This window comes from Pseudomonas sp. GW821-FHT09A09, assembly GCF_059418405.1.
In genome coordinates this window covers 41,955-52,840 of the sequence record NZ_JBWKPU010000042.1, presented here as the reverse complement: position 1 = coordinate 52,840, position 10,886 = coordinate 41,955, and the positions used below count along the sequence as shown (strand labels likewise).

Sequence of the window (10,886 nt, the reverse complement as noted above, 5' to 3'; positions counted from 1 at the left end):
GCCTTGAATCGTGCAGCGGTTTGAAGGGCCTCATCGCCGGCAAGCCGGCTCCTACAATGGGTTGCGCGTGGGTCAGTCAGCCTTGGGTTGACTGGCCTATTGTCATCGCAGGCAAGCCAGCTCCCACATTGATCGGGTTCACAATTTTTTTGCCTGGCTTGGTGCCAATCAGCCTGGCCTGGCCATCCTTCTGCTTGCCCATCCGCGCCTCGGTGATCAACCCCGGGATCAACTTGCCCTCCGGCAAATTCTTCCAGAACCGGCTGGGCAAATGCCCTTCCATGACCTTGGGATTCAAGCGTGCCGGGTTGAAGATGTGGCTGTAGTAGGTCAGCCACATGTCACTGTGGGGGTCCTCGACGTTCTGCGCCAATTGCTGCCAGGCCTCGGGGCACTTGCGTTGGTGAATCATCTGTTCGCCGTCGTAATACACCCCGTCCAGCGGCGTGGCGATCATCCAGCGGTGGCGCCCCATGCGCCCGACAAAATGCTGGCTGGCAGATTTCAATATGTCATGGGCCGGCTCATGCCATGCCACATATTCCGGCAACTCAGGGCCCGCCTCGGCCGGCAGCGCGACAAACCGGACAAACGCATGCAAGTGGTGCGCTTCGCGACTCACCTGCTTGATACGCCGCTGCAACTCACTGCCCAGCTTGTCACCGGCCAGCATCGCGGTGCGGTCGCCATGGCTGACGCGCCACAGCACTTCATACAACAGGCTCCAGCGCTGGTCGCCGTGGTAGCAGGCGGCGGATTCCAGCAGCTCCAGCAGGGCCTTGGGCACCCGCGTCTGGAACGGCCCAAGCCCGGCGGGGATGGGTTCATCGGTGGCAAACAGGTCAGCCGCCTGCACCTCGCCCCAACTCACCTGGCTGGGGTCCACCTGATGGCTAAGGAGCCAACGCGCCTGGTCTCGCCAGGTGCTGAACAGGTTGTCGCATTCCAGGCTGATCATCCCCACAACCCCATTTGTTGCGGCTGCGGGCGGTCGCGCAGTTGCTCGCGCAGCAACACGCTGGTGCTGTCAGCCTGTTGCGGGTGGTAGTCACTGGTGATGAAAAACGGCTTGGCCTTGGCCAGCACGCAGCGCATGCGGGCCAGGTCTTCGAAGCGGATCTTGCGTTCGCGGCGCAGGTCGACCAGGCGCTGGGTGGTGCGCAGGCCAATACCTGGAATACGAGCGATCAAGGTGGGCTCGGCGCGGTTCAGGTCCAGCGGGAACACTTCACGGTGCTCCAGCGCCCAGGCCAGCTTGGGGTCGATGTCCAGGGCCAGGTGGCCGGGGCCTTCGAACAGTTCATTGGCACTGAACCCGTAGCTGCGCAGCAAAAAATCGGCCTGGTACAAGCGGTGCTCGCGCATCAGCGGTGGCGCGGCCAGGGGCACGCTTTTCGGGCTGTTGGGGATGGGGCTGAACGCCGAGTAATACACACGGCGCAGCTTGAAATTGCCGTACAGCGCCTCGGCACCGTGGAGGATGGTGCTGTCGTCGGTGTCGTCGGCGCCCACAATCAATTGGGTGCTCTGCCCGGCCGGGGCAAAACGCGGCGCGCGCGGCTCGTTGCGCACCGTTTGCTCGCCGGTGTAGATGGTCTGCATGGCCTGCTTGATCGACACGATCTTTTTTTCCGGTGCCAGGGTCTGCAGGCTGGCCTCGGTGGGCAGTTCGATGTTCACGCTCAGGCGGTCGGCATAGCGCCCCGCTTCGGCGATCAGTGCCGGGTCGGCGTCAGGAATGGTCTTGAGGTGAATGTAGCCGCGAAAGTCATGCTCTTCGCGCAGCAGTTTCGCGACGCGCACCAGCTGTTCCATGGTGTAGTCGGACGAACGGATGATGCCGGAACTGAGAAACAGCCCGCTGACGCAATTGCGCCGGTAGAAATCCAGGGTCAGGGTGACCACCTCCTCCGGGCTGAAGCGTGCACGGGGCACGTCGCTGGAGCGGCGGTTGACGCAGTATTGGCAGTCGTAGAGGCAGAAGTTGGTGAGCAACACCTTGAGCAGCGAGACGCAGCGCCCGTCGGGCGTGTAGCTGTGGCAGATGCCCATGCCATCGGTGGAACCCAGCCCCGCCTTGCCCTCGGAACTGCGCTTGGGCGCACCACTGCTGGCGCACGAAGCGTCGTACTTGGCGGCGTCGGCGAGGATGCTGAGTTTTTCGATCAACTGCATGGAGGGCTACCGATACTGGTTTTTTGTACAGTATCAGCGAGCACCCGCAAATGCCAGCGTGCAATGACGAACTGTAGGAGCCCGGCTTGCCGGCGATGGCGATCATGCAGACGCCATCGCCGGCAAGCCGGACTCCTACAGGGGTTACGCGACCAGAACCAGGGATCAGCTCGCTGTCGCGAGCAACAGGTCCTGCACCGAGCGCCCCTTGCCACGGCTGCGGTCGTGCTCGAACAACGAGGCGGCAATCTCGTCCGCGCGGATCGGCAGCACCGACAGCAAGGTGTCGCTCAGGCCGTGGCTGGCCTGGCTGAAGCCCTGAATGTAGATACCCGCCTTGCAGCGCTCGTCGGTAACGATGCGGTAGTCGCGCGCCACTTCGAAGTCGCCCATGTAGGCTTCCAGCGGCGCCAGCAGCTCGCGGTGCATCTGGCGCTCGTAACCGGTGGCCAGCACCACGGCGTCGTAATGGCTCACGCTGGTTTCGCCGGTGGCGTTGTTGCGCAAGGCCAGTTCGATACCCAGCGGGCTGGCGCTGGCTTTTTCGACCACAGTCATGGTGCGGAAGGCCTGGCGTGCAATGCCGGAGACTTTCTGACGATAGAAAATCCCGTAGATGCGTTCGATCAGGTCCAGGTCCACCACCGAGTAGTTGGTATTCTGGTACTCGGCGACCAGGCGCTCACGCTCGGCACCCACCTGCTGGAACACCAGGTCGGTAAAGGCCGGCGAGAACACTTCGTTGACGAACGGGCTGTCATCGGCCGGCTTGAGCGCCGAACCGCGCAGGATCATGTCGACCTGCACCGACGGGAAGCTGTCATTCAGATCGATAAAGGCCTCGGCCGCGCTCTGGCCACCGCCGATGATCGCGATGCGCATCGCCTTGCCCTCGACACACGGCTGGGTGGCCATGCGTGCCAGGTATTGGGAGTGATGGAACACACGGCCGTCGTCCTTGAGGGCCTTGAAGGCTTCAGGAATGCGCGGCGTGCCCCCGGCGCTGACCACCACCGAGCGGGTGGTGCGCACATGCTGCTCACCCACGGCATCGCGGGAAATCACACGCAAGGCTTCAACCTGTTGCTGGTGCAGGATCGGCTCGATGGCCAGCACTTCCTCGCCGTAGCGGGCCTGGGCCTGGAACTGCCCGGCAACCCAGCGCAGGTAGTCGTTGTACTCCATGCGGCACGGGTAGAAGGTGCCCAGGTTGATGAAGTCCACCAGGCGGTCGTGGGCCTTGAGGTAGTTGACGAAGGAGTAAGGGCTGGTGGGGTTGCGCAGGGTGACCAGGTCCTTGAGGAACGAGATCTGCAATTCGCTCTGGGTCACCAGGGTATTGCCGTGCCAGCGGTAGTCGGCCTGCTTGTCGAGAAACAGCACGTCCAGTTTGCCCTGGGCCTTTTCACGCTCCTGCAGGGCGATGGCCAGCGCCAGGTTCGAAGGGCCGAAACCGATACCGATCAGGTCGTGAACCGCGGGCGAAGCAATTGCCTGTGTCATTCCAGTGTCCTCTGGATAAGCCCCTTGGCGATTGGGGCGGGAATACCTTCAAGGCCTGAACAACAGGCCGTGTGTTGATAGGAAACGAGGACAGTGAAATAAAATTTAACTGATCGCTGATCAGTGTGCTTCCCACTCGCGCATGCGCACCCGGCAGTGCTTCATGGCATTGACGATGTGCTTTTCCACGAGGCTGCGGGAAATGCACAGGCGTTCAGCGATCTGCGGGTGGGACAAGCCGTCGAGCTTGCGCAGCAGGAAGCTGTCGCGGCAGACCGCGGGCAGCTCGGCCAGGGCGCGCTCGAGCATCTCCAGGCGCTGGCCCTGGTCGTGGGTGGCGTGGGGGGAACTGGCGGCAAAGCGTTCTTCGCTGTCGAGCACGTCCAGGGGTTCGGCCTGGCGCAGGGCGTTGCGCCGATGGCCGTCGATCACCAGATTGAGCGCGGTGCGGTACAGAAACGCCCGGGGCTGCTCGATCGGCGTGTCGCTGGAGCGCTCCAGCACCCGGACATAAGCGTCATGCACCACATCCTCGGCCACCTGACGGTTGCCCAGCTTGGCGTTGAGGAAACACACCAGCTCGCGATAGTAGTTTTCCAACATGACTCCCGGCCGTCCGGAGGGACGGCATCAGATCCTTGAGTGCTAAAGAAGACAGCCCATCGATGATGGCAGTTTGAGTGCGTGCAATTTATAGTAATTCTCATCTACTTTTAAAGAAGTCTCACACCCACACGCAAATTTTTTTACCGACCAGACCTGTAACCGCTTGTGTAACAGCCTAAATCCCCACGCATTTCCAACGTTTAACTGTCAGCTCAGCGCAACTGCGCTCCGAACTTTCCCGGCTGGAACCTAAGCATGAAACGCCCTCGACCTGCCCGACGCGCCCTGCTTGTTGTGGCGTGCCTGATCCCCATCATCGCGGTTGCCGCCTGGCAGGTGCTGCCGTCGGGCCGCGACAACCTGGCCACGGTCACCGTCACCCGCGGCAATATTGAAAACAGCGTGACCGCCCTGGGCACCCTGCAACCGCGTCGCTATGTCGACGTGGGCGCCCAGGCTTCGGGGCAGATCCAGAAGATCCACGTGGAGGCCGGCGACCAGGTCAAGGAAGGCCAGTTGCTGGTGGAGATCGACCCGTCCACGCAAAAGGCCAAGCTCGACGCCAGCCGCTATGCCATCGAGAACCTCAAGGCTCAACTGCAAGAGCAAAAAGCCCAGCACGAACTGGCGCGCCAGAAGTACCAGCGCCAGCAACGCCTGGCCGCCGGCAACGCCACCCGCGAAGAAGATGTGCAAACCGCCAAGGCCGAGCTGAGCGCCACCCAGGCGCGGGTCGACATGTTCCAGGCGCAGATCCGCCAGGCCCAGGCCAGCCTGCGCAGTGACGAAGCCGAACTGGGCTACACGCGGATTTTCGCGCCCATGGCGGGTACCGTGGTCGCGGTGGACGCGCGGGTCGGCCAGACCCTCAATGCCCAGCAGCAGACACCGTTGATCCTGCGTATTGCCAAGCTGTCGCCGATGACCGTGTGGGCCGAGGTCTCCGAAGCCGACATCGGTCACGTCAAACCCGGCATGACCGCCTATTTCACCACCCTGGCCGGTGGCAACCGGCGCTGGACCAGCACGGTGCGCCAGATCCTGCCGATCCCGCCCAAGCCGCTCAATGAAACCAGCCAGGGCAGCGGTAGCCCCAGCAGTTCAAGCAAGAGCGGCAGCGGCCGCGTGGTGCTGTACACCGTGCTATTGGACGTGGACAACGCCGACAATGCACTGATGGCCGAAATGACCACCCAGGTATTTTTTGTCGCCAGCCAGGTCAAGGACGCCCTCACGGTACCGGTCGCCGCCCTGCTGGGCAGCCACGGCACCGACAAGCAGATCGCCCGCGTAGTGGCAAAAAACGGGTCCATCGAGGAACGCGAAGTGCGCCTGGGCATCAGTGATCGCCTGCGGGTCGAAGTGCTGGGCGGCCTCAGCGAAGGCGATCACCTGCTGATCGGCCCGGCCGACGGCAGCGGGGGTTGAGTTGAGCACGCCTCTGATCGAACTCAAGCACATCCGCAAGTCCTACGGCGGCGGCGACAGCCCGCAGGTCGACGTATTGCGCGGGATCGACCTGTCGATCCACGCCGGCGAGTTCGTCGCCATCGTCGGCGCTTCCGGCTCGGGCAAATCCACGTTGATGAATATCTTGGGTTGCCTCGACCGCCCCACCGAGGGCGACTACCTGTTCGCCGGGGAAAACGTCGCGCACCTGGGCAGCGACGAGTTGGCCTGGCTGCGCCGCGAAGCCTTCGGTTTTGTGTTCCAGGGCTATCACCTGATCCCGTCGGGTTCGGCCCAGGAAAACGTCGAGATGCCGGCGATCTATGCCGGCATCAGCGCCACCGAACGCCATGCTCGCGCCAAGGCCCTGCTCACTCGGCTGGGCCTGGCCGACCGCACCGCCAACCGCCCGCACCAGCTTTCCGGTGGCCAGCAGCAGCGGGTATCGATTGCCCGGGCATTGATGAACGGCGGGCATATCATCCTCGCCGACGAACCCACCGGCGCCCTCGACAGCCACAGCGGCGCCGAAGTGATGACCTTGCTCGACGAGCTTGCCAGCCAGGGTCACGTGGTCATCCTGATCACCCATGACCGCGAAGTGGCAGCGCGGGCCAACCGCATCATCGAGATCCGCGATGGCCTGATCATCAGCGATTCTGCCGACAGCGAGACCTATGTGCCGGCCACGGCCAACAGCGATGCGCTGCAAGCCGTGGACCTGCGCCAGCGCCTGGCCGACGGCGCCGAGCACAACGGCGCGTGGAAGGCCGAACTGGTCGACGCGGTGCAGGCGGCCTGGCGGGTGATGTGGATCAACCGGTTCCGCACCGCGTTGACATTGCTGGGGATCATCATTGGCGTGGCGTCGGTGGTGGTCATGCTGGCCGTCGGCGAAGGCAGCAAGCGCCAGGTCATGGCGCAGATGGGCGCGTTCGGCTCCAACATTATTTACCTCAGCGGCTCCTCGCCCAACCCGCGCACGCCGCTGGGGATCGTCACCCTCAATGATGTCGCGGCGCTGTCGGCACTGCCCCAGGTCAAGCGCATCATGCCGGTCAACGGAAGTGACGCCGGGGTGCGCTTCGGCAATGTGGATTACCTGGCGTACGTGGGCGGCAACGATGTCAACTTCCCGGAAATCTTCAACTGGCCGGTGGTCGAAGGCAGCTACTTCACCGAGGCCGATGAGCGCGCCGGGGCGACCGTGGCGGTGATCGGCCACCGCATCCGCGAAAAACTGTTCAAGGGCGTGGCCAGCCCGATCGGCCAGTACATCCTGATCGAGAACGTGCCTTTCCAAGTGATCGGCGTGCTGGCGGAAAAAGGCTCCAGCTCCGGCAACAAAGACAGCGACGACCGCGTCGCCATCCCCTACACCGCTGCCAGCGTGCGCCTGTTCGGCACCTATAACCCCGAGTACGTGGCCATTGCCACCACCGACGCACGCAAGGTGCACGAGGCCGAAGTGGCCATCGACCAGCTCATGCTCAAGCTGCACAACGGCAAGCGCGACTACCAGTTGACCAACAACGCCGCAATGATCCAGGCCGAGGCACGCACCCAGAACACCCTGTCGTTGATGCTCGGCTCGATTGCCGCCATCTCCCTGCTGGTGGGCGGGATCGGCGTGATGAACATCATGCTGATGACCGTGCGCGAACGTACCCGCGAAATCGGTATCCGCATGGCCACCGGTGCGCGCCAGCGCGACATCCTGCGCCAGTTCCTCACCGAGGCGGTGATGCTCTCGGTGGTCGGCGGCCTGTTTGGCATCGCCCTCGCCTTGCTGGTGGGTGGCGTGCTGGTGCTGGCCGAGGTGGCGGTGCAGTTTTCCCTGGTGGCGGTGCTGGGCGCGTTCGGCTGTGCGCTGGTCACCGGTGTCGTATTCGGCTTTATGCCGGCCCGTAAAGCTGCCCGGCTCGATCCGGTTAAGGCGTTGACCAGTGAATAAACGATCCATCGCACCGCCCCTGTCCGTGCTCAGCCTGTGCCTGTTGCTCAATGCCTGCACCGGCAACCCGCCGACCGTCGACAGCGGTATCGCACCGCCCGCCGCCTGGCAGTACGCCGAACGCAATGCCGCCCAGGCGATCAACAACCGCTGGTGGACGCAGTTTGGCAGCGCGCCACTCAACCGCCTGATCGACCAGGCCCGCCGCGACAGTTACGACGTGGCTGCCGCCATGGCCCGCGTGCGCCAGGCCCAGGCCAGCGCCGTGATCGCCGGTGCGCCGTTGTTGCCCGAGGTGAAGTTCAACCTCACCGCCAGCCGTGAAAAGCTGCTGCGCGGCAGCGGCAGTTCGGCGCTGGACGCCACCGAAAGCAATAACACCGTCGACAGCTTCGGCGCCAACCTCACCGCCAGTTATGAGGTGGACTTCTGGGGGGGCCGCGCCGCAGCACGGGACAGCGCCTTGCAGACGCTACGCGCCAGCGAGTTCGACCAGGCCACCGTGGAGCTGACCCTGCTCAGCAACGTCGCCGACCGCTACGCGCAAACCCTGGCCGCACGCCAGCGCCAACAGATCGCCGAGCTGAACCTGGCGAATGCGCGCAACGTGCTGGACCTGGTGCAAACCCGCTACACCGCCGGCTCCGCCACCGCCCTGGAACTGGCCCAGCAAAAAAGCCTGGTCGCCAGCCAACAACGGCAATTGCCGTTGATCCAGCAAGTGGCGGAAGAATCCCGGATCACCCTCGCCGCCCTCCTCGGCCAGCCCGTGCAGGCCCTGGACCTGGGCAGCGAAGGGTTCCAGGCCCTCAGCTGGCCCGCTATCGGCCCGGGTGTGCCCAGCCAACTGCTGAGCCGTCGCCCAGACCTGGCCCAGGCCGAAGCGCAACTGGCGGCCGCCCGTGCCGACGTCACCGTGGCCCGTGCGGCCATGTTGCCCACGGTCACCCTGGGCGCCACCGTGGGTTCGGGGTCGTACAAGGCCGAGGACATCCTGCGCAGCCCGTTCTACAACCTGACTTCGGGGCTGGTGGCACCGATCTTCAACCATGGCCGTTTAAGTGCGGAACGCGACAAGGCCAGTGCCCGCCAGGATGAGCTGCTGCAAACCTATCGCGGCGCAATCATCAATGGTTTTGCCGACGTGGAAAAAGCCCTGAGCAGCATCACGCGCCTGGACCAGCAACGTCAGTGGCAGGCAGAAGAACTGGAGCAGGCCCAGACCGCCTTCCAGATCGCCGAAAGCCGCTACCAGGCGGGTGCCGAGGACCTGCTGACGGTACTGGAAACCCAGCGCACCCTGTATGCCGCGCAAGATGTGAACGTGCAACTGCGGCTGTCACGGCTGCAGGCGAGCATTGCCTTGTACAAGGCGTTGGGCGGCGGTTGGAAAACCGAAATCTGATAAACGAAAGTCTGGTTTCCTACTGAAGTCTTTTTATCACCCTACATTTTTCAACCCGGGGTCCTTGGTAAAAAAGCCGCTCTCACACGGCTGCCCAGGACCTTTTGATGAAACCCAGCGTTCGCCTGACTCGCCTGGCCTGGTCTTTGATCGGGCTCATCGCTGCCCCCTCCCTGGCCGAACCGCTGATCCCACCCACCGCCATTGACTGGCTGCTGGACTGTCCACTGCCCACCGTCGCCCGGCTGGACCCGGAAGTGTTGGGCCGCACGCAATGCGGCGTGGTGAGCGTGCCCCGCGACCATGCGGCTCCTTCCCGTGGCCGCGTGCGCCTGGTGCTGACCCGTGTCGGCGCCCGCCAGCCGTTGAACCGCGAGGGCGTGGTGTTCGCTCAATCCGGCGAACCGCACCACGGCAAGCACACCCCTTTCGCTCTCCACCTCGCCAGCCGCTGGGAGTCCTACGCCACACCGGCCTACCGCGCTCTGACCAACCATTACGACGTGATCGAACTCACCCCACGGGATTTGCGCCAGGCCCAAGGCGTCGAGCAAGCCGCGTTGGACATGGAGTTCGTACGCGCCCAACTGGGCGAGGCACGCCTCAACTTTGTCGGCAACGCTGACGCCACGCGGCTCGGCAGCCGCTATGGCGCGCTGTTTCCGCAGCGTGTCGCGCGCATGGTGCTGGTCAATGCCAGCCACGGCGAACCCATCACATCGGGTATCGAGCACCTGTTGCTCAAGGCGCCACCCGCCCCGAGCAACCTCGCCAACGGCTGCGTCGAGCGATGGTTGGGCGACTTCCTGATTTATGGAAAACAACCACCGCCTTCAGCACGTTGCCTTGACAGCGGCCAATGGGACTAACACCCGCACTAACGCATTTGCGACCCCTTGCCACCGAAAACGACACCCTGCGTTGACCTGAGGGCTCAAGCGTTATTAAGTGCTATTTATCCGCATTAATACGATAAATCGAAGCCATGCTAAGCCGCCCGCTGAAACGCAAACGCCAGAAGCTGTCCGATGTGATTGTCGAGTCGGTCAAGCGCTCCATCGTCACCGACGCCTTGAAGCCCGGTGACCGTTTGCCCACCGAACGTGAGCTGATGGAAAGCTTCCAGTGCTCCAAAGGCTCGGCACGCGAAGCGCTCAAGGCCCTGGAGGTCGAAGGCCTGGTGAACACCCGCACCGGCCCCAGCGGCGGCGCGTACCTGAACCAGGCCGGCACCGAGCCGGCCAGCCGGGCGTTGCGCAATTACCTGCACTTCCAGCACCTGGACGGCGAGCAGGTGTACCAACTGCGCAAAGTCATCGAGGTGGAACTGGCGGTGTCGGTACTCGGGCGCCTCAGCGAGGACGACTACCAGGCCCTGCAGGACAACGTGGCGTTCTGCAGCGCACCGGAAGACAGCGAAGCCGGCCAGCGCGAACAACGCCTGGCGGAACTGGAGTTCCACAACCTGCTGGCCAAGGCCTGTCCCAACCCGCTGCTGAGCTTCATGGCGCAGTTTCTCAACGACCTGCTGCGTGACCTGGTGGTGCTGAAAAAAGCCTACAAGCCCAAGCGCAAACAGTTCGATGCGGCCAACCTCGACTATCACAAGCAGTTGCTGATCGCCTTTCGTGCCGGGGACGAAAGCGCCGTGCGCAGCCTGATGCATGAACACATGTGCGATGCCGAACACCACATGACCGCCCTTGAAGGCGAGGTCAGCCCGCATTTTCTGTTGGAGTTTGATCACCACCACTGACCCTGTAGGAGCCGGCTTGCCGGCGATGGCATCACCTG

General features: G+C 63.6%; 9 protein-coding genes. 5 read left to right on the top strand and 4 right to left on the bottom strand.

Going from position 1 to position 10,886, the window contains the following annotated elements; all coding sequences use genetic code 11:
• Positions 1–76: 76 nt before the first annotated feature.
• The 4 genes from AC07OV_RS26815 to AC07OV_RS26800 form a co-directional block, all read right to left on the bottom strand.
• Positions 77–958: a TIGR03915 family putative DNA repair protein gene (locus AC07OV_RS26815; RefSeq protein ID WP_494996374.1), complete on the bottom strand. Its 882-nt coding sequence runs from the start codon at positions 956–958 to the stop codon at positions 77–79.
• On the bottom strand, positions 955–2,175 hold the full coding sequence (locus tag AC07OV_RS26810; protein ID WP_176998942.1) for a putative DNA modification/repair radical SAM protein: 1,221 nt from the start codon (positions 2,173–2,175) through the stop codon (positions 955–957). The genes AC07OV_RS26815 and AC07OV_RS26810 overlap by 4 nt, the downstream gene beginning before the upstream one ends.
• Positions 2,176–2,340: 165 nt before the next feature.
• Positions 2,341–3,678, bottom strand: a complete 1,338-nt coding sequence (locus AC07OV_RS26805; RefSeq protein WP_495093314.1) for a lysine N(6)-hydroxylase/L-ornithine N(5)-oxygenase family protein — start codon at positions 3,676–3,678, stop codon at positions 2,341–2,343.
• 120 nt (positions 3,679–3,798) lie between these two features.
• Entirely contained in the window at positions 3,799–4,281 is a 483-nt protein-coding gene (locus tag AC07OV_RS26800; RefSeq protein ID WP_176998944.1) for a sigma-70 family RNA polymerase sigma factor, read from the bottom strand.
• Between the two features lie 258 nt (positions 4,282–4,539).
• On the opposite strand from AC07OV_RS26800, the gene AC07OV_RS26795 reads away from it, so the two are divergent.
• The 5 genes from AC07OV_RS26795 to AC07OV_RS26775 all read left to right on the top strand — a co-directional run bounded on the left by AC07OV_RS26795 (position 4,540) and on the right by AC07OV_RS26775 (position 10,848).
• Positions 4,540–5,712: an efflux RND transporter periplasmic adaptor subunit gene (locus tag AC07OV_RS26795; RefSeq protein WP_176998945.1), complete on the top strand. Its 1,173-nt coding sequence runs from the start codon at positions 4,540–4,542 to the stop codon at positions 5,710–5,712.
• 1 nt (position 5,713) lies between these two features.
• Positions 5,714–7,687 (top strand): MacB family efflux pump subunit, encoded by a 1,974-nt coding sequence (locus tag AC07OV_RS26790; RefSeq protein WP_176998946.1) that lies wholly within the window; start codon positions 5,714–5,716, stop codon positions 7,685–7,687.
• Positions 7,680–9,092, top strand: coding sequence for an efflux transporter outer membrane subunit (locus tag AC07OV_RS26785; protein ID WP_495093313.1), 1,413 nt, complete (start codon positions 7,680–7,682; stop codon positions 9,090–9,092). Before AC07OV_RS26790 ends, AC07OV_RS26785 begins: the two co-directional genes overlap by 8 nt.
• Before the next feature lie 107 nt (positions 9,093–9,199).
• Entirely contained in the window at positions 9,200–9,961 is a 762-nt protein-coding gene (locus AC07OV_RS26780) for an alpha/beta hydrolase (protein WP_495093312.1), read from the top strand.
• A gap of 116 nt (positions 9,962–10,077) precedes the next feature.
• Positions 10,078–10,848 carry a FadR/GntR family transcriptional regulator gene (locus tag AC07OV_RS26775; protein WP_176998949.1) on the top strand — a complete coding sequence of 257 codons (771 nt, stop codon included), beginning with the start codon at positions 10,078–10,080 and terminating at the stop codon, positions 10,846–10,848.
• The last annotated feature ends 38 nt before the right edge of the window (positions 10,849–10,886 follow it).

Bases quoted from the DNA above. Each gene is read 5' to 3' on its own strand.
- AC07OV_RS26780 (WP_495093312.1), top strand. From the start codon at position 9,200: ATGAAACCCAGCGTTCGCCTGACTCGCCTGGCCTGGTCTTTGATCGGG.
- AC07OV_RS26810 (WP_176998942.1), bottom strand. From the start codon at position 2,175: ATGCAGTTGATCGAAAAACTCAGCATCCTCGCCGACGCCGCCAAGTAC.
- AC07OV_RS26795 (WP_176998945.1), top strand. From the start codon at position 4,540: ATGAAACGCCCTCGACCTGCCCGACGCGCCCTGCTTGTTGTGGCGTGC.
- AC07OV_RS26805 (WP_495093314.1), bottom strand. From the start codon at position 3,678: ATGACACAGGCAATTGCTTCGCCCGCGGTTCACGACCTGATCGGTATC.
- AC07OV_RS26775 (WP_176998949.1), top strand. From the start codon at position 10,078: ATGCTAAGCCGCCCGCTGAAACGCAAACGCCAGAAGCTGTCCGATGTG.
- AC07OV_RS26800 (WP_176998944.1), bottom strand. From the start codon at position 4,281: ATGTTGGAAAACTACTATCGCGAGCTGGTGTGTTTCCTCAACGCCAAG.
- AC07OV_RS26815 (WP_494996374.1), bottom strand. From the start codon at position 958: ATGATCAGCCTGGAATGCGACAACCTGTTCAGCACCTGGCGAGACCAG.